General features: G+C 39.5%; 23 protein-coding genes. 15 read left to right on the forward strand and 8 right to left on the reverse strand.

Annotated features, from left to right (window positions below):
• Positions 1 to 48: 48 nt before the first annotated feature.
• Positions 49 to 948 (forward strand): thioredoxin family protein, encoded by a 900-nt coding sequence (locus ACXAG7_RS03675; protein WP_476666005.1) that lies wholly within the window; start codon positions 49 to 51, stop codon positions 946 to 948.
• 12 nt (positions 949 to 960) lie between these two features.
• A complete protein-coding gene (locus ACXAG7_RS03680; RefSeq protein ID WP_476666006.1) occupies positions 961 to 1,344 on the forward strand; it encodes a DUF1573 domain-containing protein in 384 nt (127 codons plus the stop codon).
• Between the two features lie 247 nt (positions 1,345 to 1,591).
• On the opposite strand, the gene ACXAG7_RS03685 is transcribed toward ACXAG7_RS03680, so the two are convergent.
• The 7 genes from ACXAG7_RS03685 to ACXAG7_RS03715 form a co-directional block, all read right to left on the reverse strand.
• Positions 1,592 to 2,338 (reverse strand): succinate dehydrogenase/fumarate reductase iron-sulfur subunit, encoded by a 747-nt coding sequence (locus tag ACXAG7_RS03685; protein WP_408041831.1) that lies wholly within the window; start codon positions 2,336 to 2,338, stop codon positions 1,592 to 1,594.
• Positions 2,339 to 2,347: 9 nt separating this feature from the next.
• Positions 2,348 to 4,363, reverse strand: coding sequence for a fumarate reductase/succinate dehydrogenase flavoprotein subunit (locus ACXAG7_RS03690; protein WP_408041832.1), 2,016 nt, complete (start codon positions 4,361 to 4,363; stop codon positions 2,348 to 2,350).
• Positions 4,364 to 4,378: 15 nt separating this feature from the next.
• Positions 4,379 to 5,059 carry a succinate dehydrogenase cytochrome b subunit gene (locus ACXAG7_RS03695; protein ID WP_408041833.1) on the reverse strand — a complete coding sequence of 227 codons (681 nt, stop codon included), beginning with the start codon at positions 5,057 to 5,059 and terminating at the stop codon, positions 4,379 to 4,381.
• 125 nt (positions 5,060 to 5,184) lie between these two features.
• Complete coding sequence (locus ACXAG7_RS03700; protein WP_476666007.1) at positions 5,185 to 6,159, reverse strand: sterol desaturase family protein; 975 nt, start codon at positions 6,157 to 6,159, stop codon at positions 5,185 to 5,187.
• Between the two features lie 72 nt (positions 6,160 to 6,231).
• Positions 6,232 to 6,924, reverse strand: coding sequence for an alpha/beta fold hydrolase (locus tag ACXAG7_RS03705; RefSeq protein ID WP_476666008.1), 693 nt, complete (start codon positions 6,922 to 6,924; stop codon positions 6,232 to 6,234).
• Positions 6,924 to 7,550 (reverse strand): DUF6973 domain-containing protein, encoded by a 627-nt coding sequence (locus ACXAG7_RS03710; protein ID WP_476666009.1) that lies wholly within the window; start codon positions 7,548 to 7,550, stop codon positions 6,924 to 6,926. Before ACXAG7_RS03710 ends, ACXAG7_RS03705 begins: the two co-directional genes overlap by 1 nt.
• 8 nt (positions 7,551 to 7,558) lie before the next feature.
• Complete coding sequence (locus ACXAG7_RS03715) at positions 7,559 to 8,359, reverse strand: XRE family transcriptional regulator (protein WP_408041837.1); 801 nt, start codon at positions 8,357 to 8,359, stop codon at positions 7,559 to 7,561.
• Between the two features lie 306 nt (positions 8,360 to 8,665).
• Here ACXAG7_RS03715 and ACXAG7_RS03720 point away from each other — a divergent pair, with 306 nt between their 5' ends.
• The 3 genes from ACXAG7_RS03720 to ACXAG7_RS03730 all read left to right on the forward strand — a co-directional run bounded on the left by ACXAG7_RS03720 (position 8,666) and on the right by ACXAG7_RS03730 (position 15,168).
• Entirely contained in the window at positions 8,666 to 12,241 is a 3,576-nt protein-coding gene (locus ACXAG7_RS03720; RefSeq protein ID WP_476666010.1) for a hypothetical protein, read from the forward strand.
• A gap of 233 nt (positions 12,242 to 12,474) precedes the next feature.
• On the forward strand, positions 12,475 to 14,718 hold the full coding sequence (locus ACXAG7_RS03725) for a hypothetical protein (protein ID WP_476666011.1): 2,244 nt from the start codon (positions 12,475 to 12,477) through the stop codon (positions 14,716 to 14,718).
• Between the two features lie 6 nt (positions 14,719 to 14,724).
• Positions 14,725 to 15,168 (forward strand): SMI1/KNR4 family protein, encoded by a 444-nt coding sequence (locus ACXAG7_RS03730; protein ID WP_408041840.1) that lies wholly within the window; start codon positions 14,725 to 14,727, stop codon positions 15,166 to 15,168.
• A gap of 95 nt (positions 15,169 to 15,263) precedes the next feature.
• On the opposite strand, the gene ACXAG7_RS03735 is transcribed toward ACXAG7_RS03730, so the two are convergent.
• Positions 15,264 to 16,118, reverse strand: a complete 855-nt coding sequence (locus ACXAG7_RS03735) for a zinc-ribbon domain-containing protein (protein WP_476666012.1) — start codon at positions 16,116 to 16,118, stop codon at positions 15,264 to 15,266.
• A 289-nt stretch (positions 16,119 to 16,407) separates the two neighbouring features.
• Here ACXAG7_RS03735 and ACXAG7_RS03740 point away from each other — a divergent pair, with 289 nt between their 5' ends.
• The 10 genes from ACXAG7_RS03740 (at position 16,408) to ACXAG7_RS03785 (ending at position 23,870) form a co-directional block, all read left to right on the forward strand.
• A complete protein-coding gene (locus tag ACXAG7_RS03740; RefSeq protein ID WP_476666013.1) occupies positions 16,408 to 16,839 on the forward strand; it encodes a TIGR02594 family protein in 432 nt (143 codons plus the stop codon).
• Entirely contained in the window at positions 16,832 to 17,263 is a 432-nt protein-coding gene (locus ACXAG7_RS03745; RefSeq protein ID WP_408041843.1) for a phage holin family protein, read from the forward strand. The genes ACXAG7_RS03740 and ACXAG7_RS03745 overlap by 8 nt, the downstream gene beginning before the upstream one ends.
• Positions 17,264 to 17,316: 53 nt before the next feature.
• Positions 17,317 to 18,396, forward strand: a complete 1,080-nt coding sequence (locus tag ACXAG7_RS03750) for a hypothetical protein (RefSeq protein WP_476666014.1) — start codon at positions 17,317 to 17,319, stop codon at positions 18,394 to 18,396.
• A 46-nt stretch (positions 18,397 to 18,442) separates the two neighbouring features.
• On the forward strand, positions 18,443 to 19,408 hold the full coding sequence (locus ACXAG7_RS03755) for a hypothetical protein (protein WP_476666015.1): 966 nt from the start codon (positions 18,443 to 18,445) through the stop codon (positions 19,406 to 19,408).
• A gap of 64 nt (positions 19,409 to 19,472) precedes the next feature.
• The gene (locus tag ACXAG7_RS03760) at positions 19,473 to 20,165 is read left to right on the forward strand and encodes a hypothetical protein (RefSeq protein ID WP_476666016.1); all 693 of its coding nucleotides are present in this window, start codon (positions 19,473 to 19,475) and stop codon (positions 20,163 to 20,165) included.
• A 97-nt stretch (positions 20,166 to 20,262) separates the two neighbouring features.
• Positions 20,263 to 20,946, forward strand: a complete 684-nt coding sequence (locus ACXAG7_RS03765) for a hypothetical protein (protein WP_476666017.1) — start codon at positions 20,263 to 20,265, stop codon at positions 20,944 to 20,946.
• 19 nt (positions 20,947 to 20,965) lie between these two features.
• Positions 20,966 to 21,547, forward strand: coding sequence for a hypothetical protein (locus tag ACXAG7_RS03770; protein WP_476666018.1), 582 nt, complete (start codon positions 20,966 to 20,968; stop codon positions 21,545 to 21,547).
• Between the two features lie 211 nt (positions 21,548 to 21,758).
• Positions 21,759 to 22,595 (forward strand): helix-turn-helix domain-containing protein, encoded by an 837-nt coding sequence (locus tag ACXAG7_RS03775; RefSeq protein WP_408041849.1) that lies wholly within the window; start codon positions 21,759 to 21,761, stop codon positions 22,593 to 22,595.
• A 321-nt stretch (positions 22,596 to 22,916) separates the two neighbouring features.
• Positions 22,917 to 23,474, forward strand: coding sequence for a carboxymuconolactone decarboxylase family protein (locus tag ACXAG7_RS03780; RefSeq protein WP_476666019.1), 558 nt, complete (start codon positions 22,917 to 22,919; stop codon positions 23,472 to 23,474).
• Between the two features lie 33 nt (positions 23,475 to 23,507).
• Positions 23,508 to 23,870 carry a plastocyanin/azurin family copper-binding protein gene (locus ACXAG7_RS03785; protein ID WP_408041851.1) on the forward strand — a complete coding sequence of 121 codons (363 nt, stop codon included), beginning with the start codon at positions 23,508 to 23,510 and terminating at the stop codon, positions 23,868 to 23,870.
• Positions 23,871 to 23,884 lie beyond the last annotated feature (14 nt).

Consider the following 23,884-nt stretch of genomic DNA (forward strand, 5'->3'; position numbering starts at 1 on the left):
TGCCTACTAGCAGTGGCTCCTATTTTTGACTTATCAAATTAACTAACTATGAAATATATAGGATTCATTTATTTTTTTATGAGCGTACTTGCGTTGTCTGCGCAACAGTCTACGGCAAGGGTTGTGGACGAAAAAGGTACTGTGCTACTCTTAGGCCCAACAACGAAAGCGGACTTGCAGACGGCTGAATTTCCTTGGTTTGAGAAAAATCAGGAAACTTACCTTACTAATACGGCAGTAATAACACAGTTGGCAAAGGAGCTCCCAAACTATACGATCAAAGTATTTTACGGAACCTGGTGCGGTGATAGTAAGCGTGAAGTTCCGAGGTTTTACAAGGTATTGGAGGAGGCAAGTTTTCCAATAGCACAACTAGAACTCATCGCTGTTGACCGGAAGGCAACGGCCTATAAACAAGCGCCTAATGGAGAAGAAAAGGGCTGGCGAATTCACCGTGTCCCCACAGTAGTTGTTTTGAAGGATGGAAAAGAAGTTGGACGCATAGTGGAGTATCCTAAACAAGATTTTGAGCGCGATATGTTAAAATTAGTACAAGGAGAAACGTACCGTCCTAATTACCGTGTAGCGAATTATTTATACAGTTTACTAGAATCGAGTACTTGGCCTGAGTTAAAAAATCAAAAAGCCCAATTGATGGCGAGTTTTGTAGAGCATGCCAAGGGTAGCAAAGAACTAAATACGCTCGGTTATAAACTTTGGCGATCAGGAGCCATGGACAAAGCCCTTTTTGTTTTTGAGTTAAATGCAGGTATGTACGCGAACAATGCGTATATCCTAGAGAGTCTGGCAAGTCTTCAAAAGGAATTGAAGCTGTGTACAGCAGCTTTGGAAACCTATAAAAAAGCGCTGCAATTACAGCCAAAAAATAACGAACTTCAAAAAGAAATCCGTGAGGTTTCGGAAGTAATAAAAAAAAGTAATCCATAAAAACGAAAACATATGAAACGAAGTGTACTCTTTTTATTAGTTGCAGGCTTGTTCCAAATGCAACTAGTAGCACAAGAATTTAAATTTGAAAAAGAACAAATTGATTACGGGAAGGTAGTACAGGGGGCAAATGGAGAACGAAGCTTTGAATTTACCAATGTCGGAGATACGCCTTTGGTTATCAAAGAGGTTCGATCTACCTGTGGTTGCGCAATTCCCAAGAAACCAGAAAAGCCGATTATGCCCGGAGAAAAAGGGAGTATCGTGGTTTCCTACAATACCCATGCACTTGGAGGGTTTTCCAAGGTTATTACTATAGTGTCTAATGCCAAGCAATCGAAAAGGCGGTTGAAAATCAAAGGGTTTGTGGTGAAAAAAGGGAAAAAAGATGTGTAAACACAGAAAAGCCTGAGTAGTGAGCTCAGGCTTTTTTATACCCATGTGGGTTGTACTGTTGATGTCATTATTACATGCAAATCCCCCCAGATTTTTATGCTTGGTTAATCAACGGGTACAAATGTATTCGTTTTCTTACAGAGAAAAAAAAAAGAACCACAAACGTGGCTAATAAAGGTATAAAAGTGGGTAAAAAAAGAAAAGCGAGGATGAAGATCCTCGCTTTTTTTATCGTTAGGTATAACTATTAACCTTTTAAACTCGCTTTTAAGAATTCAGAGTTCATACGAGCGATGTTTTCTAAAGAAATTCCTTTCGGACATTCTACTTCACAAGCTCCAGTATTGGTACAGTTACCAAATCCTTCTAAATCCATTTGAGCAACCATGTTTTTAACACGATCTACTGCTTCTACTTGTCCTTGTGGCAACAAGGCGTATTGAGAAACTTTTGCTCCTACAAACAACATGGCAGAAGAGTTTTTACACGTAGCTACACAGGCTCCACAACCAATACAGGTAGCGGCGTCAAATGCTTTGTCTGCATTTTCTTTATTAATAGGAAGTGCATTGGCATCTTGGGTGTTTCCTGAAGTATTCACAGACACGTATCCACCTGCTTGTTGAATTCTGTCAAAAGCACTGCGGTCTACTACTAAATCTTTGATTACTGGGAAGGCTTTTGCTCTCCATGGCTCGATAAAGATAGTATCACCGTCTTTAAACATACGCATGTGTAACTGACAAGTAGTTACTCCGCGGTCAGGACCGTGAGCTTCCCCGTTAATATACATCGAACACATACCGCAAATACCTTCACGACAGTCGTGGTCAAAGGCTACAGGCTCCTCTCCTTTTGCGATTAATTGTTCGTTTAATACATCCATCATTTCTAAGAAGGACATATGTTCAGAAATCTCGGTCACTTTGTATTCGACCATTTTTCCCTTATCATTCGCACCTTTTTGGCGCCAGATTTTCAATGTTAAATTCATAATCCTTTCTTATTTGTATGAACGTTGTTTTAATTCAATATCGTTAAACTCTAAATCTTCTTTGTGTAAAACAGCATCTGATGGCTCTCCTTTGTACTCCCATGCCGAAACATAAGTAAAGTTCACATCATCACGTTTTGCTTCTCCTTTTTGAGGTCCGTCTAATTCTACAGACTCCTCTCTAAAGTGTCCACCACATGACTCTGTTCTGTCCAGTGCATCGCGTGCAAACAATTCTCCTAATTCAAGGAAATCAGCAACACGTCCTGCTTTTTCTAATTCAGGATTCATTTCGTTAGCTCCTCCAGGCACTGTTACGTTTTTCCAGAAGTCTTCACGAAGTTCTTTAATTTCTTTGATAGCTTCTTGCAATCCTTTCTCGTTACGCGCCATACCACATTTGTCCCACATGATTTTTCCTAATTTCTTGTGGTAGTAGTCTACTGAGTGCGTTCCTTTGTTGTTTACGAAGAAGTCAATACGATCTTTTACTGATTTTTCAGCAGCGTCAAATTCTGGTGTGTCAGTGCTGATTTTCCCAGTTCTAATATCGTTAGCTAAGTAATCACCGATCGTGTAAGGCAATACAAAATACCCGTCAGCTAATCCTTGCATTAAGGCAGAAGCTCCTAATCGGTTGGCACCGTGATCAGAGAAGTTTGCTTCTCCAATTGCGTAACATCCAGGAATGGTTGTCATCAAGTTGTAATCTACCCAAATACCTCCCATGGTATAGTGCGTTGCAGGGTAAATCATCATCGGTGTTTTGTACGGATTCTGATCTACGATTTTTTCGTACATCTGGAATAAGTTTCCGTATTTATTTTCAACTACCTGCTCTCCTTCTGCTAAGATTTCAGCATGTGTAGGGTTTTCATTCCCTTTTAATTTACACTGCTCTTTACCATAGCGTTCGATCGCAGATTTAAAATCTAAATATACTGCTTCTCCTGTTGCGTTTACTCCATATCCAGCATCACAACGCTCTTTGGCAGCACGAGAGGCAACGTCACGAGGTACTAAGTTACCGAAGGCCGGGTAACGGCGCTCTAAGTAGTAATCTCTGTTTTCCTCAGCGATTTCTGTCGGTTTCAATTTCCCTTCTCTGATGGCCAATACATCTTCCATGTTTTTTGGAACCCAAATACGACCATCGTTTCTCAACGACTCTGACATCAAGGTTAATTTTGATTGGTAATCACCAGAACGAGGAATACATGTTGGGTGAATTTGGGTAAAACAAGGGTTAGCAAAGAAAGCTCCTTTTTTGTGAATTTTCCATGCAGCCGTTGCGTTTGATCCCATGGCATTGGTCGATAAGAAGTATACGTTTCCGTACCCTCCTGAGGCGATAACCACAGCGTGTGCTGAATGACGCTCAATTTCTCCTGTTACCATGTTACGCGCAATAATTCCACGCGCTTTCCCGTCAACGATTACTACATCAAGCATTTCATGACGGTTAAACATTTCAATTTTACCACGAGCAATCTGACGGTTCATCGCCGAATAAGCTCCTAATAATAACTGCTGTCCTGTTTGTCCTTTGGCGTAGAACGTACGAGATACTAATACCCCACCAAAAGAACGGTTATCTAACAAACCACCGTAATCACGAGCGAAAGGAACTCCCTGGGCAACACATTGGTCAATGATGTTGGCAGAAACCTCAGCTAAACGATATACGTTGGCTTCACGTGAACGGTAATCTCCTCCTTTTACTGTATCGTAGAATAAACGGTACGTAGAGTCACCATCACCTTGGTAATTTTTTGCTGCGTTGATCCCTCCCTGTGCTGCAATCGAGTGCGCACGACGCGGTGAATCTTGGTAAGCAAATGCTTTTACATTGTATCCTAATTCAGCCAAGGTAGCCGATGCTGAACCTCCTGCTAAACCAGTCCCTACAACGATAACGTCAATCAAACGCTTGTTAGCAGGGTTTACTAAGTTAATTTTATCTTTATAATCAGTCCACTTAGTTTTTAATGGACCCTTTGGTACTTTTGAATCTAAAATTGCCATATGTGATAAGTGGTTTTATGCGTGAGTCAAATGGTGAAAAATTGCGATGATGATAAACCCTACTGGAATACCGATAGCGTAAATCTTACTGAATGTTTTCAACCCTCTCGTGTATTTGTTATTGGCACCCACAGATTGGAATGCTGAGCTAAATCCGTGTAATAAGTGTAATGCTAAGAAAACAAAAGCAATTACATAAGCTACTACGCGAATTGGATTTTCAAATTTGTGTTGTAATTCGTGGAAATATCTGAATTCACCGTTGTGCATTCCTGTCCAGTCTCCTTGAATAAACTTGGTGTTTAATTCTGGAATCCAGAAATCGATAAAGTGTAAAACGATAAATGCTAAAATAGCCAATCCACTGTATACCATGTTTCTACTCATCCAAGTAGAATTGGCGTTTCCGTTATTTTTAGCGTATTTTACTTGACGAGCACTGTTGTTTTTTAACTCGAGTACAAATCCCATAACAAAGTGGAATACAACTCCGAAAATCAATACAGGCTGTAAGGCGTACTGTACTGCTGGGTTGGTTCCCATAAAGTGCGAAAGCTTGTTGAAAGTCGCTCCGTTATCAGGAAACATAGACGTCAGGTTAATAGCAAAGTGCTGAAGTAAGAAAAACATTAAGAAAAAAGCCGAAAGTGCCATGGCAAATTTCCTTCCGATCGAAGATTTGAGTAATCCGCTCATTATTTTGTGTTATTGTTTAAATAATAACCACAAATTTACGCCGAACCACCTACTTGGGCAAACTTTAAGAATTGTTTTGTTGGATATTTAGAATCGGTTTAAATAAGTTTTTGAAACGAGGGCTACTAATTCGCTTTGAGTAGTTTATTGATGTTTCGTTTCAGTAAATAGAATATGTTTTTAAAAGGAATCCCTAAATTTCCACGAAGAGAACTAAACTTTTGCCCGGGATCATCGATGCCAAATTTGAGTTTGTCATCGGCATTTGAAATGACAAGCGTGCCAAACAGCCAGTCCCAGATAGCTAGTTTTGATCCCATGTTTTTGTCGTAGTGTTCCGTGGCTTTACTGTGGTGAATTTGATGTTGTCTCGGACTGATAAAAATGCGTTCGAGTAAAGGAGGATATCGGAAAGGAACGTGTGAATGTCGTAAGTTGGCCCCCGTAAACATAAATAACAAGCCGAAAACAGGAATCCCAAAAAGTGCTAATTTGGGGAGTGTTTCTCCCGAAAAATATTCAAAAACCCCGGTTGTAAGGCCGAAAATAAGCAAACTTCGCGCATTGTTGGCAAATAATTCAATAGGGTGAATACGGTATTGCGTAAAGGGATTTAAACTCGTTGCCGAATGATGTACCTTGTGAAATTCCCAAAGCCAGGGAAGTTTGTGGAAAGCCAAATGCAACAGGTAATAGGTGAAATCGTTGAGCAACATCAAACTTATGCTGTAGGTGATGATTAGTGTATGGGTAGCGTAGCTAGCTGTCGGATAGCCAAACTGTTGTAGCAAGTATTCACGAGTGTAAAATGACAAGTACAACCCCAAAATCAAATAAGGTCCGATAAATACAACTTTTAAAACACTGTTGAATGTGAGTATTTTATAGTCGACTTTCGCCGAAGAGGAAAGCCAAACTTTTCGATTGAAAATGTATCGCCAAAAGGATCCCTTGATCTTTTTTCGTTTAAACCAAAAGTAAGCCAAGGCACCTGCGGAAAGCAAGTACACTACATAAGTCCTGCGTTGTGGGTTGCTCAAGTATGAACTGAGCAACTGAACTACTGATTCGAGTTCGCGTAAAAACACATCAAAATTCATAATTAACGATTGGTTTTATCGGTGCTACCCTCATTGGGATGATGTGTTGGTTAGTACTGCAAAAATACGAAATTATAGGGCTTCAGAAAAACGTTCAATAATCGTTGTTAAGACTTCGGGTTTTTCCAGCGGAATCATATGACCACTCCCCTTTAATAACATATATCGAGCCTTCGGAATTTCAGGGTATAATTCTTTTACTGGCGCCGGATTTACCAGAGAGTCTTGAGCCGCTAAAACAAAGAGTATGGGTACGGTACTTTTTTTGAGCGCTTCACTAATATCGGTCCTGCTAGAAGTGGCTTTCAATTGTCTAATCAATACTTCTTTACCCAAATCCTTATCCATTTTTTTGATCAGTGCAATCAAAGGAGTATTCCCTTTTTGAGAAGGGTGAATAAACTGTGCTATTCGTTGCTGAGAAATTCCTTTGTAAGGATGTTTTTCAAGGAATTCTAAAGTGCTTTTCCTCAGTGATAATTCCCGCTCACTCAATCCAAAGGGCGTTGCCGAAACAACGATTAATTTGCGCACTTTTTCAGGGTGCTTTACGGCGAAGTACATCGCGGCAAAACCACCCATTGAAAACCCGACTATAATACTAGGCTCGGTTAATGTTGAATCGATAATGGCGTTTATTTCATCGAAGGAGGTCGCAGCAGTCGTATCGATATAAATCGGAGTATAGTTGTGAGCTACAGCGTGCATGGAACTCCACAAGGCAGCGGTACACATGGTACCTGGAATAAAATAAATTTTTTGCATTAGCGGTTGCGATAATTAGATGGGACGAGACATTTTTCATTGTACCAGGCTCCTTGAAGGGTTTCTTCAGGAATTACCACATCGTTGCAGGTTAAAAACTGTTGATCTTTATTTTTTTTGATCACTTTGAGTTTTCCAGCTTTAATGGCGTTAATTATTTTGTAAATAAGTCCTTCTCTCGGACACACACAGTTTTTAACGGTGAAACTGAGCCCAATTTCGTTGTTGTACAAATCCATTTCTGAACTGATGGCATCCGGCACACTTCCCTCCTCTTTTCGTCTCTTTAGAAAATCGTTGTAGTTTTCTTTTTCATGAGCTTTTCCTAATGATCGAGCTGCATTTTTACCTATTTCCTGTCTTAATCTCGCCATCCAATAGGCATGTCGGAAAGCATCAACTTGACCTCCTGAAGGATCTCGGTCTAGTAACGGTGAGTTTTTGATAGAGTCAGCTACCCTCCTAGCTTCTAGTGATATTTGTCGCGCTTTTTTTGCTTTAAAAACATGCCAAATAACCCAATTTTTCTTGGGCCCTGATAACTTTGTAAAAGCTTTCCAATTAGACTGGCCAAAGCCGTAACTGCTCAGCAGTAGAAAGGCAAATAACGCCGTATAACGTTTCATAGTACTTCCTAGTGATTGCGGCTAATTTGTTCTTGTAATTCTACGAGTTGACTTTCTAGGTCGTGCAGTCTATCGTAAACATCCACAGGTTCTGGCATTTGCTTTGAAGCAAACATGGTTACATACCACACCTCCATAATTTCTTCTGCATTAATGGTATAGGTTGGGTAATTTCCTGTTTTGTTATCGCTTTTTAAAATTAACTTACCGCGTTCTTGAATTCTGTTGATGACGCGTTTAAGTACAATACCATCATTCTTACTAACGATGACGTACACCCTACCGTCTTTGATATCTTCTAAATGTTCAACGTATTTACCGAAAACGAGATCACCGTCAAAGAAAGTACGGACCATGGAGTTCCCTTGTACTTCAAAACAACGAAATGTTCCGTTGTTTAAATGCGGCATATGAAAGGAAGGAAGTTGTCCTATATAATTAGAATCGCCATAGCCATTTAAATATCCTGCTCTTGCTTGGATTGGTACGTATATAATGTTTTCATGTCCTTGCGGATTTACCGAAACCACTTGAGGCATCCCTGAATAGCTCGTCGGGCTCGTTACTTCGCTTTTAAGCATCTGATCGCTTTTTCCAAACAAGTAGTCTGGATTGATATTAAACTCATTGATGATGGCTGTTAATACGTCGTAGCCTGGTTTGGTTTTCTTCCTGCTTCCATCGCGCTGCGGCCTACCGTTGATAATACTGTCGATGGTGGTACCAGTAACGCCAATGCGCTTAGAAAGCGAAAAATTATTTAACTGAAATGCATCGCGTATAGCGGCTATTTTTTCTGATATCCCCATGTTCATTGTTTTTCTTTTTTTAGCACATTTTACAAAAAATAATTACACTTTTGTTTGGGTGTGTTTGTAAAATGTGGTATATTTGCCCCGTAATTAATTGCTAAGATACAAAAAAACTTTATAAATCAAACATTTGTGTTGTTTTAGTGATTGCGTTTTGGAGGTTTTGACTTGATTTTCTTCACTTTCTTAAAATCTCATTTAAAAAAATCAAACATTTTTTGGAATACTATTCCAGAGTGGACTGTTAGAAAAGCCAAAAACAGGATGCTCTAAGGGAGTATTATTAATTAAAAAAAAATTAACATGAGTAAAAAACCAATTACATCAAACCTTTTTAGATTTGTTACACTGCGTAGTCCACAAACTATTGATCAGAAAAATCTTGAAGTAGGATTTATTTCCTTTCCTCAGGAGCGAAAGAAAAATAATAAAGCACTCCTAGCAGTGGATGGAGTCACCACGGAAGCAGCGCGAAAAACAGCTTTGAGTGGCGCTTACAATACTGGATTTGTGAGTTTGAATTCCAGAGCAGCCTTAAAGAAAGCTTTCGAGAGTATTTTCGATTTTTCAATGTGGTTAGGAAGAAATAAGCAGTATTTTTCGTATGAATCGGTAGCTGCTAACCTACCAAAGGACCTAAAAATTGATGCTGCCTTCTTAGCTATGGAAGACGCTTTGTGGAATCAATTGTTCAACAACGTGATCGAAAAAGGAGATGCTGGCATCAGGGATGTTTTAATTCAGCTGATGATCGGGTATCGATTTGCCAAGGAGTTTAAGACGTTTACTCCTTCCTACGTGCCAAAATCGGGAAGTATTGTTTTTTCAAAAGAAGAAAAGGAGCAGTTTATTCGACGTGCTAACGCGAGTGTGATTATCCCGAAAGCAGTGATATTAGAAGGGAGAAATGCTGCTGGAAATCCGGATATTCGATTGACGAAAGACGTGGAGCGATATTTGGAATCAAGCTTAAAACTACACCAATCGCGTACTAAAATAAGTCAGTTAAAATCGAGTTTAGACGAATTAGAAAGAGCTGACAGAACCTTTAGAAAATCGGAAGAAAAGAGATACGATGTCGCAGTTAAAGCACACGAGCAGGAGATTGAACGCTTAAAAAATGAAGCGACTCCCATTGTTCAAAATGTCGTAGATTCCAAAACGGGATTTCAAAAAAGTGTTAAAACCTATCCAGAATTAAAGTTACCGAAGTTTAGCTTTCAAAATGGTGTTCAGATTCCGAGAAATCAGCCTGTTTCGGCGAAAGCGGAAGCTGCTTTGTCAAATGCTGCTGAAGTAACCGCTTTTTCTGAGGTAACTAATTTATTATTGAACTCTGAAGAGTTTAAAATGTACGACACGTTTACCGAAGTTACCAAAGCTGTCGAGAAAAAGGTGGCCAAAGAATACCAGAATTTAATTGAAAATACACCGCAAAAAACAAAGGCGCTCAAAATTAATGGAGAATCTTTAGTCTTTAACATAGACAAACAAGTTCCGGTGTATTCGTATTGGGGAGGTTTAGCGAGTAACGGAAGTTTGGTATTTCCATTTTTTCAAACCAAATCGAGTGTAGAGTTGGTGTTGCGTATTCCGCAAGAAGGAGTGACAGTTACCAGTGCTACATACGAATTATTGCAAGCCGACGGTGGAGCGTTGTACGCAGGAACCGCTGTAGAAAGTAAGGCGTCAAGTTTTAGTAAAAAAGACCTCGTTGTAGCGTTGTTCCCTGAGAAGAAAATGATTGCTGAAGGCACCTATCAATTAAAAGGAGAATTGACCTTGAGTAATGGGGTTGTATTGACCTTCCACGAAAAGAAGATGGCCGTACTTTTCGATGATGGTATGTTGGATGCCAACTTTAGAGGACTGTGTAAAATAAAGCAGAACGCTGAGGATACTTCTGATGCTGAGGAAGGTGTGTTTTACGGAGTAACACAATTGGGAATTGCCGATTTCAGACGCGTAGAGCAGGAAGTATGTTGCTATGTTCCGGGAGAAGTTTCGCATATCGAAAATATTATGGCGAAGGAATACAAGGAGCGCTCTACCAGAAATTTGACCAGTTCAGAGGTAACCACGGAAAAAACATCAGAGCAAGAAGTTGAAAACTTGACGGATACCAGTACCACGGAACGCAATGAGCTGCAAAGTGAAGTATCGTCAGTTGTAAGTAAAGATTCATCGACGAGTTATGGTGCTAATGCCAGCGTAAGTGGTGGTTTTGGAGGTGTTAAGTTTAGTGCAGGAGCAAGTTTTAATTCGGCTTCAAACAGTTCACAGTCAAATTCGAATTCGCAAGCGCAAAATTACGCACAAGAAGTAACGGAGCGCGCTTTAGAACGCGTTGTGCAAAAGGTGTCATCACGAAGAACATCGCGTATGTTGCGTGAATTTGAAGAAAATAATAAACACGGTTTTGACAACACCAAAGGCGATAAACACGTAACGGGTGTTTACAGGTGGGTTGATAAAATTTACAACAACAAAATTATTAACTACGGAAAGCGCTTGATGTACGAGTTTTCTATCCCGGAGCCGGCGAAGTATTTCATCGATTCGTATTGGGGGAAGGATACTACGGAAGAAGGGTTTTCAGGAGTTGCTCCTGTTAAGCCAATCCATCCGGCTGAGCTAAATATTCCGATTATTAAAGACGAATACGGAAATATTTCCCACAATGGAATCAAAAATGCAGGAGATTTAAGCATACAAAACTACCAAAAAGTAGCAGCGGCTTACGGTGCAGAGGTGGAGGCCTATCCAGAGAATATAAGTGTTAGTAAAGGCTTGACGTTTACAACTCCTGAAAGTCACGGTGCGGAATACGATGAGGTAGCTGCAGGAAGTTATGAGTTGGTAATTCCGGAAGGGTATAAAGCCCGTTGGTACGAAGTTCAGACTACGATGTCAAATGAAAAAGATGACGGAAAAGGTGTTCAAGTATTGCTTGGAGGAAATCGATGTACTATTGGAAGTCAAACTAGTTTCTTAGGAGAATTGACAGGAAAAGTCGCTATTTCATATTCTGTAATGGGACGCCATTCAGGAAGTGTGAATGTAAGAGTATGGTGTATTCCTACCGTTGCAGCCGGTCAAAATTGGCAAAATAAAAATTACCAACGCATTATGGAGGCGTACCGCGATCGCGTGTTAGAGTACAATGAGTACGCACAGATCAAAGATGCTACAAAAGCCGCTAAGGAAGAGAAAAAGGAATTGAACGCTGCTTTGAATCGAGGTATTGAAAAACGCGAGCTAAAACGAATCGCTGTTGATTTATTAACAGAGCCATTCGGATTGAATACTAGCGAGTCTCATTACATAAATGAAGATTATACGGAGGTGGTTAAAAATGTAGGCTTCGAAAAACACAGTGCGCTGGTTAAATTCTTTGAACAAGCATTTGATTGGGAAATCATGGCCTATACGTTTTATCCGTACTTCTACAAAAACAAAGGAGCTTGGGAAAAATCGTTCAATTATCTCGGAGGGAATGACCCCGTATTTAAGGCCTTTTTACAAAGTGCCATGGCGAGAGCTGTAGTGCCTGTTAAGCCAGGATTTGAAGAAGCAGTTAACTGGTATATGAAAACCGGAGAAATCTGGAATGGTCAAGGAATGGTAACGGACATTGATGACGATTTGTACGTTTCTGTTGTTGACGAAATGCAAACGGTCGAGGGAGAAATCGAAGGAACTTGGGAAACACGTGTTCCTACTTCATTAACCGTTTTACAGGCAGACGCTGTAGCCTTGAATGAAGGCGGCTTACCTTGTAATCCAGATTGTGAAAGCGGTGGTTTGTTTGATTCCGTAAAAACGTCACCTGATGGTGTTGACTTTGATATCGTTGGAAAAACGAATACTGTAGCCTAAACGGCAGTAAATTGAAAGTGAGTCTCATAAGGCTTTGCTAAACATTTCACTATTGTGCTAACCTCGTGCTTTCTGTGACAAAATTTCGTTGTCACAGGCACATTTTTCATCTATTTAATAAAGTTTTTAATGCGAGCATCTATGCGCTTGCACCGGGGTATTGCTGTAGGTATGTGAAATAGTTTGCAAAGGTCTTGTGGGGCTTTTTTGTGAAATTTTGAAGAAGAATTAGTATGATGAAAAGTCAATTTGAATTAAAAGAAAAATTTGAGTTCACACCTCCTTTTCAATTTTTAGCGCCCGAAGTTGCTGATTTAGATGTATACAAAGATCCTATTAAGCTCACAACCAAACGCGTGCAGTCGGGGATTATTTGGGTAGCATCAAAACGAGATTTTGAAAAGAAGTTTGGTCTGTTAAAACACGCTCCCAATAAGTTTCGAGTATTTGCGCAGTTATACAGCCCTGAAATGAAAGTCAAAGGGTCATTTAAAAAGCTGGAAAACGCAGGCCTTGGACATCGAGATATTAAAAAGATTCACGGAGTGAGTTTAGGAGTCAATTTGGTGAAGGCCATTGAGCAGGATCCGAAAAACATGGAAGTAATCCTAAAAGATTATTTGAGTTGGACCGGAACGAGCAGAGCTAAAGATGAAACGGCCTATTTACACCTGAAAGGTTTGATAGGTGATTTTGTAACTGAGTTTCCATCAGAGGTCTTTGAAGCTCCAAAAGTATACGAAGAGTTTGTAAGGCTCCTACAGCAGTGTTTGATTCTGGGGGTAGAAGGTGTAAGTGATATTGCAAAGTTTTTGGCTGATGAAGTTTTTTTGGCGTTGGCTAAGGAAATTAGGAAGCTAAAATTAGCAGAAAAAAGATGGAATCCGGATAGCAAAGACAAAAAAAACAAACCCGATTACAGTCCTTTATTTAGCGATTTTTCAAGTTTTGAAGAGCGTTTAGAAGCTTTTTTTGATGGGCTGGAGTTAGGAGAAGTTGGGATGCCTCAACATCCTGAGGCAGCGGCCATTTATCGAGGGTTTGCACGGCAGGTGAATCAATTGCTCAGATGGTTTAAGAAAATCTTGTTGACTCCCCTAAAAAGTTTGAATGAATACATCCGTGAAAACAATGCTTTTATAGTTGGGTTAATCAATGGGTTAATTGATGCTGTTGCTTCTGTTGTAGAAGGAATCGGTTCCATGATAGGCTTATTCAATAAGGAAACGATGTTTGAGTTAGTCAACGCTCTTGAAGAATTTGCTGAAAATTTTGAATGGTCTTTACTGGTTAACATGTTTCAAAAGGAGCTTCAAAAGTTTTTTGCCTTTGTTGACGAAGAAAACAAGTACAAGCAAATTTATTTGTTTGGTGAGTTTTTTCCGAAACTCATTGAGATGATTGTCAGCTTGCTAACCGGAGCTCGAGCGGCACAAAAAGGACTGAAAACAATTGCAGAAATCGTTAAAGACCTACCTAAGAAAGCAAATGAGTTAAAAAAGGCGGTAAAAGAAATCAAGAACAAGCTATTGTTGAATATCAATCCTGAGCTGGCTGAAAAACTAAAGCTTCTCGGAATAGAGGTACGCTTTAATTTTCAGTTTGATAGTTTTAATTCTTTTATCTCGATACCGGCAATTGTAACGATACTCTTAAAATCTAAAGTGAAAAAAGTGTATTATAAAGGAGATTTGTTATTCTCTTCCAAAGGATATGATTTTACCCCTGAATATGATAAGTATTTGTATCGATTGACGCGGGATAAAGACTTTTTTGAGAACGAAATAAAGAGAATTGCTCGAAGAAAACGCAGTTTGTTTAGGAGAAAAAATGCAAAATTTCTTAAAATTGATAATTGGTTTAAGGAGAATAGAGAACGTTTTATGCTCGACGGTAAACTCGATGATCTTTTTATTAAGGATGAGTGGAATAAGCGTTCTAAGATTGTGAAGGAAGAAATTCCAAAAGAAAGGTTAGACGAACTCTTGGTATATTACGAGGAATTGAAAAACGTGAATATAGCAACGGCAAAATTGGAAATAAAGTTCGAAGGAAAGGTGTATACGTATGATTATATTGAACACGCAGGAAATGGAGCGAAGATTCCTGGTTCTTTAGGAGCTCCTCATAGGGAAACGCATAGGCCGCATTTTTACGATTCAGAATTAAATGTACCAAGGCTCAATGATTCGGAAAGGAAAATATTGGAGTTGGTAAATGAAGATATAGTAAAGCTTGCTGATAAATTAGGTATCCCATTGGAAGATTTGAAAAGGCTGAAAATCGACTTAAAAATTGACTCTACTTATGATCCGTGTATTGTTTGTAGAAAAGAATTATTGCTGTTTCAAGAGCTCTACGATGCCGACTTAGCGATTTTTAGACCTTTTTACGTGAATAAAAAAGGAAAACGAGAAGTCGTAATTGATAAGACAGGCCTAGAAAGGGCTACAGGAAAATTAACTAAGAAAAAATAATGAGGTATGTTGGAAAAAATTAAACAATGGAAAGAAACCTATGAAGATGGGAGTGGTGTTTCGATAAACGAGATTCAAATGATGGAAGAGCGAGCAGGAGTAGAATTTCCTGAGAGCTATAAATCTTTTTTACTTCACGTTGGGGAGGAAGCACCCTTTGTTAGAGTGTCTCACAATTTTGATTATTTAGAATCTTTTCAGGAGGATGCGAAGTCCTGGTTGACGGAATTCGGTTTTGATGGATTGGTACCCAAGCCTTTTTGGGTTTTTGCAGTTGATTACGATTCGAGGTCACTGTTTTATTTTCCGTTAAACAAAGGAGGAAATCCACCTGTATATCGTTTGGCATGTGAAGCACATCAAGAAGAACCTGATGAATTTAGTTTTGGAAAACTTGCCGAAAATTTTGAAGATTGGATAAGTTCGAAAATAGCGCGTTATACTATTTAAGAATAACCGCTCATCAAAACAAGACAGGTTAAGTCTGGTAATATTGTAAAGAATACAATTTTTAAAAACCGCAGTTTTAACTGCGGTTTTTTTTGTTATTCTGTGTAAAAAGCTCTCAATAGTTCAGGGCTTTTGGTTTGAACGGTATCCTTTTGTGTGGTGTTGTTTTGCTGATAATAATAGGTTTTTCCTTTAAAGATACCCACATAGCGTTGCTGCTCTTCAGAGGGGAGTACCTTGTCGAGACATTCATTAATGCGGCTGTAAAAGGAGTCGCGTTGTTGACCTGTATAACTTTCTAAATTAAAGGCCCCAACTAACACGAGTATTTTGTTGTCTTGCACCTTGGTATAATAGGCGATGTCTCCCTTTTTAGCAGTAGCTAAGTTGCTCTCTAGGCATTCAAAAATTCGGTGTTCCAGTGCCTGTTCGGTTGCTTCAGGAAAGTAATTTGCCTTTCTTCTATCTTTCTCTAGCGTTTGCAGCCACAGGGGGAGTACTGACTCAGAACGAGTGTTTTCTGGGGGAGCTGTCCCCTCGGTATGGTAGTACGAATCAGAAGAAGCTGGGCTGTCGGGTTGTCCTTTGATGAGATTGTAAAATATGGCAAATACTGCAGTAATTACAAAAAAGGCAATGATTGCGCTGATGCCAAGACAGCCAAAGTATTCCCAAAATTTGTGTTTTACCTGTTGCTGCTCGTAGGACTGTGTAAGCGCTTTTTGAAGGTAAGGAGGTAGCTCCTTTTCGTGATACGCTTTTTTGCAATGCTGGCAAACGACTACAGTCTCTTTGCTGATTGGGAGGATAGGAATCCAAAAGATGTGGAAATAGGTGCTTTCTGTGATAGCTCCATACGTGTTTTCTTGTTGACAGTGATCACAAGGAGTTTCAGAAGTAAGCATTCTAGCGTCCAGCCGTGTCTTGCCGGTTCCAAATAGTAGTAACATAGCGTTTTTAATTTTTTTTTCGTGCTTGTAAATTTAGGAATTTAAGTTTCAATTGGTTGATAATTTTTTTCCGCAATATGTTGAATTAATTTGTAAAATGTTTTGGTGTTGTTTGTAAAATGTTGTATATTTGCTTAGCTTTTCTAACAGTTCAAGTAATTATTAATCTAGTATTGTTCGCCAGAAACTAAAAAAAGTTGGGTTAAACCTCATTCAGGTCAAGAAAAAACGAAAAAGAATCACAAACTTAATAGTTTGATCTGCGAACGCTAAAAATTCAAACATTTGTATGAGTAATGTATTAACAGTAGCGTTGTCGCAATATGGAGTAAAAGAAGTAAAAGGGGCTAAAGACCACCCTCAAATTATCAACTACTTTACCTCAATGGGCTTCGAGGCTACAAAATTTAAAGAAGAAACAGCTTGGTGCAGTGCTTTTGCCAACTGGGTAGCACAGCAAGCTGGCTATGAAAGATCCAATCAACTTACGGCAAGAAGTTGGTTATCGGTAGGAACGTCTACCATGCAACCAGAACCAGGAGATGTGGTGGTATTGTGGCGTGAATCACCGAATAGCTGGAAAGGACATGTCGGATTCTTAGTGAAGGAGTCCAAGCGATATGTGTATTTATTAGGTGGAAACCAGGGGAATAGTGTGAGTATTAAGGCCTATCCTAAAAACAGAATTTTAGATTACAGAAAATTAGCGAAACATGGATAAGTTAACTCCCAGCGTTTTTTGGTTGTTAGCCTTGCTTTCGCCGTTAAACGGGGTGTTGACTACTGTAATGTTTCTTATTGTAGTTGATTTTATTACCGGTGCCTATGCGTCAATTAAGCTTTTAATGCCGATTAAAAGCGCCAAAATTGCCCATACAATTTCCAAGTTTTTTATTTATAATTTGGTGATTATTTCCGCGTATTTCTTGGAAATTCACATCGTTGATGAGGTGCCATTTTTAAAAATTATTGCTGGGTTTATTGCGATTACTGAAATAAAATCAATCCTAGAAAATTACAATAAAATTTACGGAGTAAATCCGTTTAAAGTACTGCATAACTTATTGAATCAGTCTGGTTTTAAATCGACACTGGAACAGTTGAATAAGGAGCAGCCAAAAAAAGAAGAACAAGAAAAAGTTTAGTCGCTAACGTAGTTTTTAGCGCCTCTTTTTTATCATTGAAACAGATAAAAAAGATGAAAAGAACAAAAGAAGTTTTAAAAGAATTTTTCGAAACAGGTGATAAGCCTACACAAGGACAGTATGCCGATTTAATCGATAGCTATGTCGATGCACAACAGCCTGCAGGAGCCTCGAACAGAAGATTTGTTATTGACGAGCAGGGAGCCGTAAAAGTTGCACCCGAGCAAAAGGTGCCCGCCTACCAAGGTGGAACCAACGTAACCATTGATACGTCAGATCCTCAAAGACCGGTAATTAACGCCACAGGTGGAGATTCCGGAGGGAATTTTGTAACCCTAGATACTGATCAGACCATTACCGGAACCAAAACAATTCAGTCGAGTTTGTATACTGGTTATATTCAAAGTAATAACGGTATCTCCGCTGCAAAAGGAATCGTTGCTGGAGGACGTATCCGTGCGGGTGCAAATGCACTTGATTTTACAGAACCGAACAATGCGGGTTCCGCTACTATTAAAGCGACCATTACGGGAAGTACGCAGCACCTATTACAAGGGAAGTCTGGTACCATTGCACACCTAGACGATATCCCAGCTGGCGGAGCAACAAATTTATCGTATGTCGCGAGTGCTGGGCCAGGAACAGTGGCGTCAAGCAGTGGGACCAATACCCAAATTCCTCTGGCGAATAAGACCCACTCAGGGTTGATGATGCCCAACTTTTACGAAGAAGGTACCTGGACTCCAAAAATTGCAAAAGGAGTAACCTTAGGGAGTATAGGTACGAGTGCTGATGCGAATTACGTCCGTATGGGTAATACCGTCCATTTTTGGATCAATCTAACGGAGTTGACGACGCCAAATGCCGGAGGTATGATCAATATAACATTACCGGAAGGGCTTCCTGTTGCAGGTTTTACTTTAAATAATGGCTATGCAACCATAAGTGGATTAAGTTATGGGGCTTCGGGGTCTATAAGTCCTGAAGGTGCTACAGTGTACGGAATATTCTCAACGAGCGATAAAGTGTTTCTCAGCGGAGTTAATAACCTCCAGTTCAAAACTCCGGGAACGCAATTAATCTTGGGAGGTACCTACAGAACCAACGTGTTTGGAGCGTCAGCACAAAGCTAATAAGTAGAAAAATTAAATAAACATCGAGTAAAAACAAAAAAAGAATATGAAACAAAGCAAAGAAACCTTAAAAAAGTACTTTGAAACAGGTGACAAACCAACACAAGGGCAATATGCCGATTTAATCGATAGCTATATCGATGCAAAACAACCAGTAGGAACTGCAGATAGACAGTTTTCTATTGATGAACAAGGGGCCGTGAGCGTTATTGAAAAACCATCGTTGCCAGTGTATACGTTGTCGGATATAGTGAATAATAAACTATCCCTTTTAAAAGACGGTGTGGTGGTAAAGGAAATTAACTTGTCTCCGTATCTCGATGATACTAATCTGGCCCGACTGACGGAGGGAGAAGTAGATAGAAATGGAATTGCGACGTTTACCAGAACCGATGGATCAGAGTTTACGGTCGATTTTAGTTCTTTAGTAGGCGGCGGAGCTGGAGGTACAGCGACGAACTTATCGTATGAAACTGCAGCTGATCAAGGAAAAGTAGTTTCAAGTTCAGGAACAGCTGCTGTCATTCCTGTAGCAACAATGTCAAAGGCAGGTCTTATGAAGGCCAATTACTACGCGGAGGGGAATTTTACCCCTGTGTTCAGAGGGCATTCAGGAGTAAATGAGTTTACTTACAACACAACTTCAGCGGAAGGAAAGTACTTGAGAATCGGGAATTTGGTATATGTAACCATCAAGCTTACAGGAATTACAACTCCATCGAATACTATTCAAGCAGGGTCTGGAGCTATGTCAATTTCGTTACCCTTCAGATCCGCAGACTTGACTCTGGGAGGTAGTTTGAATATCAGTGCTTTTAAGTCAGGGAATTCTGGAATTACCCTGCCTACCGAGACACTCAACGCTTATGTAGGAGTTGGGCAATACACCGATCGTATTAAGTTCAATTACGGTATTTTAAACGCAGGTGGAACCACTACGTTATCAAAAGTCGAGTTTACCAATGGAGCTGTTTTTGTCTCAGGGTGTTATATGACCAATGTTTACCAATAACTAAAATACACAAGGAGTTGCTGGGGCATTGCGCTAGCAACTTCGACTAAAAATAAATCGAAAAATGAAAAAAAATAAAGAAACGATAAAGACGTACTTTGAGACGGGAGATAAGCCTACACAAGAACAGTACATGGATTTGATTGATAGTTATATCGATGCGAAACAACCCGAAGGTAAGCCCAACAGACAGTTTGCCATTGACGAAAAGGGAGAGGTCGCTGTGGTAGAACAACAGCCAATTCCGGTGTACAGTTTATCGGAGGTTGCCAATAATAAACTATCGTTGTTGAAAGACGGTGTGGTAGTAAAGGAAATTACTTTGCCAGCAGCGAGTGGAGCCAACGGAAATTTACATGAGGTGTCGTCAGTAGGAAACGAAACTAGTAACGATTTAATCATGAGGAGGGTGGCTTTTAAACCCACGCCGTCGGCTGGTGGTATTAATGGAGTTACCGCTTGTGCAGGATATACGGAAAGTGCTGCCTCGAAGGGCTTTTTTTTCAATCCTAAAGGAACGTCTCAACCGTATATTATCACTTCGAATTTTACGAATATTCATACCTTAAAGTTAGAGAATAGGGTCGGTAAAGGATCGACAGGAACTTTTGCTTTTGTTGAAGACTTAACAGAGCAGCTGAGCACGAAGCATATTGAAGTGCAGGCGAACGGAGGTGGAATCGTTTTGAAAAGTCCTGATGGGAATACGACCAAGAAAATTACCATTGATAATGCAGGGAACCTAGTTCTTGTGTAATTGTTAAAGTTTAGTCACTATCACCGTTCTTGAGGTGTTTTTAGGGACTCTTTTTATCATAAATAGAAGAAATCACATAAAAAACTATGATAAGAAGATGAAAAAAACAAAAGAAGAATTAAAACAGTACTTCGAGTCTGGCGACAAGCCAACCCAAGCGCAATACGCAGATTTAATTGATAGTTATATCGATGCACAACAGTCTGAGGGAAGTGCTGAAAGAAGCTTTGTAATTGACGAAAAAGGAGCTGTCTCGATTGCTGAGGCTAAAAAAATACCTGTGTACGATGTAGCAGGAGTTACGGGAAATAAAATTAGCTTTTTGAAAGATGGCGAAGTACTCAAGGAGATCGACCTTGCCCAGTATGCTAAAGATAGCAGTGCTTTAGGAGACCTTCCTGAAAGAAACTACCACAGTTCGTATTTGCCAAAATTCCGCGATGTCGTGATTGATCCTAAAACGAACTTGTTGCATCAAGACATGCATTCAGACTGGGTAGCAGTGCCTTTAAATGAGGGGTATACAGCAACTTCGTTTTACGCAAAATTAGAAGGTAGATTTTTACTGTTGCATGCAGTTAACTTGTCAGGTGGTGCTGAAAACCTTGAAATTACTGCTCAATTACCTTATAAAATTCAATACACCCAATACTTCCGTGGTGGTGGTACCGCAGGTATGCAAGATTACAAAATCAGGGCAAACAGCACAGCGCTCCAGAGTATGGGAGCACTACAGGGATTTAATGAGTTTTTCGCCGTTTTGATGGTACAGGTAAATTAATAAAAAAAAAGAAGTTGCTATGAAGCTAGAAAGAGGATTGTGGCTGTTCGTAATTGCGGTATTGCTTTTTTGGTTGAGGTCAGGAAAAGAAGGCACCACAGTGGAAGGTTCTCCCGTAATTACGGTGCAGCACGATACTATTTGGAGAACAAAAATAGATACGTTTTTGTTAGAAAGAACCAAGTTTAAAAAAGTCTATGTTTACCGTGAACAGCCTGCGGTAGTGGTTAGTGATAGCACATTGATTAAAGATACGACAGCTGTCATGACTGCTCGTGCATATCGTGATACACTGCAGACGCCTTCGTTGGAGATTTATTCTTATCAGTTGATTCGAGGGGTTTTGTTGGATGGAAAATTGACCTATAAAAACAAGACGGCTGAGGTAAACGTTAAAAAGACGATTCAATATCCAAAACAGTACTACAGTGGTTGGTATATCTTTTCGGAGTTAGGAGGGAATGCGACCAAATTTTCAAATGTAAGTTTAGGAGTGCAATACCAGCACCGAGGAGCTTGGTTTGCGAGTTATCGTATGAATTTGAATACTTGGAGTCAGCCTACTCATAACATAGGAGTGGGATATCGGTTGTTTAGGTAGCGATAGATAGCACTATAAGAGAAAGAGAAATTTATCAGGACCACTAAGTTAAACTTAGTGGTCTTTTTTTATGCGTAGTTAAAGGCATTGGATGTTGTTTGACGTCACTGTTTTTAGGAGATTACTACTGATTTCTGCCAAAGGTTTTTTTAGTGGTTTTTTGTCAGTATCTTGTATTTATACGACCAATTCATTAAAACTATCGCAAACTATGGCAGTGCAAGATTTAGTAACCTATAATTTTAAGAATGTTTTCGCTTTACATCAGGTGCAGTTTGAAAAAGCCTGTATAGCAAATAAGAACGAGCGCGTTGATTCGTACAAGATTTACTGGATTAAGGAAGGAAAGGGTACTTATACAATTGACTTCGAGAGTTATAGTTTTACGGGGAATGTACTTTTTTTTCTATCTCCTGGGCAAGTGTTTACCGTAGATTCAGAAAAAGTGAAAGAAGCTTACCAGTTGAGTTTTACGAGAGATTTTTATTGTATCCAAGCGCATGATGCTGAGGTTGCCTGTAATGGGGTGCTGTTTAATAATGTATATCAAACCCCTTTTGTATCTCCGTCTGACGTGGAAACAAAAAGACTCGAAATGATTTTGTCGGGTTTAATTGAGGAGTTCCGACTAGAAGAAACTGCACAATACGACATGCTACAGTCTTTTTTAAAACAGTTTATAGTGTATTCCGTGCGAATAAAAAAAGAAAGAGATGTTGTTAAGGAAGATGCAGAAACCAAGCTGTTTAAAGATTTTAGTTTGTTAGTTGAGCAAAATTATAAATCCCTGCACAGCGTTACTGATTACGCCAATAGGTTGGGCTTGTCGCCGAAGTCATTGACAAAACACTTCCAAAAGTTAGGTGTACAAACTCCGAGTGATTATATAAAAAATCGCATTATTACGGAAGCTAAGAGAAAGTTGAGGTATTCTAATGATGCCATCAAATACATAGCCTTTGATTTAGGCTTTAATGATCCGGCTTACTTTTCCCGGTTTTTTGCTAAGGCCACAGGAATTTCGCCAAAGCAATTTCAAAAGAAATAGAATTTTTACTTTTTAGATGTGTATATGCCGGCTGTACGTGATTAGCGATCGTACAGCCGGTTTTTTTATGCGTTTTTTTCTGTTTTTGCTCTTAAAATCATCCCTTTTGTATAGCTGTCCAAGTGTTAGGAACCTTTGTCCATTTTTTGAGCTTGGTATCTGTCGCATCTTTGTATCAGAAATAAAACACAAGGCTATATGAGAACAGAGGAACACCAATGCCCAAACTGTTGGGGCTATCAGGAATACGATGAGCAATATCCGGAAAGAGAATTGTGTCAGTGTAATAAGTAATTAAAAGAACTATTTAATAAAAGCATTATGAGTACAAGAATTAAAACATTAGACCCAGCGACTACTACTGGGAAATCAAAAGAGTTATTTGATGCCGTTCAGGCTAAATTAGGGTTTATTCCGAACCTTATCAAGGTATTTGGAAACTCTCCTGCGACCTTACAGAGCTATTTGAGTTTAGGAGAATTGACAGCGAGTGGAAATTTCACCAATAAATTCAGAGAGCAATTGGCACTTGCCATCGCAGAAGAGAACAGTTGTGATTACTGTTTGTCAGCACACACTGCTATCGGGAAAATGAACGGTTTAGAGGAGTCAGAAATTGAGCAAAACCGTGTTGCCAATGCCTCAGATGCTAAAGTTGCAGCAGGGCTTCAATTTGCACAGCTCGTAACAAAGAACCGAGGGAAAGTTAGTACTGAGGAAGTACAAGCGGCTAAGGCTGCGGGGTATACCGATGAGGATATTCTTGAAATCGTGTTAAATGTGGTTTCAAATACCTTAACAAACTATGTAAATCACATCGCAGAAACGGAAATTGATTTTCCAAAAGTAACAGCTGGTAAATTTTCAGCAAACGTATAATCTATAATCTAATCAAAAAACACCTATATCATCATGAAAAAATTAATCGCAATTATCGCTTTAGTACTTGGATTCGGAATTCAAGCAAATGCACAATCAGTAAAAACAGTAGCCTTAGAACAAACTAAGGGAGAATTTACTCAAAAATCCTTAACCCTAGCACCGGGAACCTATGTTTTCGAAATCGCTAACAACGAAGTAGGGCACGATGTAGGATTTGTGCTAGCTCCGAAAGGAAAAACCGATCAAAAGCACCATATTAAAAACGCATATGTAACGTCTTTAGTTAAAACTAACAAAAAGTCACGTTCTAAAAAAGTACAGTTGGAAAAGGGAGAGTACGTATATTTTTGTCCGTTGAACCCGACGCCACAGTACACACTTACAGTTCAGTAATATACCTATATTGA

The sequence above is a fragment of the Tenacibaculum sp. AWR4_210 genome (assembly GCF_056160945.1).

Coding starts and splice junctions, on each gene's coding strand:
- ACXAG7_RS03675 (WP_476666005.1), top strand. CDS start 49: ATGAAATATATAGGATTCATTTATTTTTTTATGAGCGTACTTGCGTTG.
- ACXAG7_RS03680 (WP_476666006.1), top strand. CDS start 961: ATGAAACGAAGTGTACTCTTTTTATTAGTTGCAGGCTTGTTCCAAATG.
- ACXAG7_RS03685 (WP_408041831.1), bottom strand. CDS start 2,338: ATGAATTTAACATTGAAAATCTGGCGCCAAAAAGGTGCGAATGATAAG.
- ACXAG7_RS03690 (WP_408041832.1), bottom strand. CDS start 4,363: ATGGCAATTTTAGATTCAAAAGTACCAAAGGGTCCATTAAAAACTAAG.
- ACXAG7_RS03695 (WP_408041833.1), bottom strand. CDS start 5,059: ATGAGCGGATTACTCAAATCTTCGATCGGAAGGAAATTTGCCATGGCA.
- ACXAG7_RS03700 (WP_476666007.1), bottom strand. CDS start 6,159: ATGAATTTTGATGTGTTTTTACGCGAACTCGAATCAGTAGTTCAGTTG.
- ACXAG7_RS03705 (WP_476666008.1), bottom strand. CDS start 6,924: ATGCAAAAAATTTATTTTATTCCAGGTACCATGTGTACCGCTGCCTTG.
- ACXAG7_RS03710 (WP_476666009.1), bottom strand. CDS start 7,550: ATGAAACGTTATACGGCGTTATTTGCCTTTCTACTGCTGAGCAGTTAC.
- ACXAG7_RS03715 (WP_408041837.1), bottom strand. CDS start 8,359: ATGGGGATATCAGAAAAAATAGCCGCTATACGCGATGCATTTCAGTTA.
- ACXAG7_RS03720 (WP_476666010.1), top strand. CDS start 8,666: ATGAGTAAAAAACCAATTACATCAAACCTTTTTAGATTTGTTACACTG.
- ACXAG7_RS03725 (WP_476666011.1), top strand. CDS start 12,475: ATGATGAAAAGTCAATTTGAATTAAAAGAAAAATTTGAGTTCACACCT.
- ACXAG7_RS03730 (WP_408041840.1), top strand. CDS start 14,725: ATGTTGGAAAAAATTAAACAATGGAAAGAAACCTATGAAGATGGGAGT.
- ACXAG7_RS03735 (WP_476666012.1), bottom strand. CDS start 16,118: ATGTTACTACTATTTGGAACCGGCAAGACACGGCTGGACGCTAGAATG.
- ACXAG7_RS03740 (WP_476666013.1), top strand. CDS start 16,408: ATGAGTAATGTATTAACAGTAGCGTTGTCGCAATATGGAGTAAAAGAA.
- ACXAG7_RS03745 (WP_408041843.1), top strand. CDS start 16,832: ATGGATAAGTTAACTCCCAGCGTTTTTTGGTTGTTAGCCTTGCTTTCG.
- ACXAG7_RS03750 (WP_476666014.1), top strand. CDS start 17,317: ATGAAAAGAACAAAAGAAGTTTTAAAAGAATTTTTCGAAACAGGTGAT.
- ACXAG7_RS03755 (WP_476666015.1), top strand. CDS start 18,443: ATGAAACAAAGCAAAGAAACCTTAAAAAAGTACTTTGAAACAGGTGAC.
- ACXAG7_RS03760 (WP_476666016.1), top strand. CDS start 19,473: ATGAAAAAAAATAAAGAAACGATAAAGACGTACTTTGAGACGGGAGAT.
- ACXAG7_RS03765 (WP_476666017.1), top strand. CDS start 20,263: ATGAAAAAAACAAAAGAAGAATTAAAACAGTACTTCGAGTCTGGCGAC.
- ACXAG7_RS03770 (WP_476666018.1), top strand. CDS start 20,966: ATGAAGCTAGAAAGAGGATTGTGGCTGTTCGTAATTGCGGTATTGCTT.
- ACXAG7_RS03775 (WP_408041849.1), top strand. CDS start 21,759: ATGGCAGTGCAAGATTTAGTAACCTATAATTTTAAGAATGTTTTCGCT.
- ACXAG7_RS03780 (WP_476666019.1), top strand. CDS start 22,917: ATGAGTACAAGAATTAAAACATTAGACCCAGCGACTACTACTGGGAAA.
- ACXAG7_RS03785 (WP_408041851.1), top strand. CDS start 23,508: ATGAAAAAATTAATCGCAATTATCGCTTTAGTACTTGGATTCGGAATT.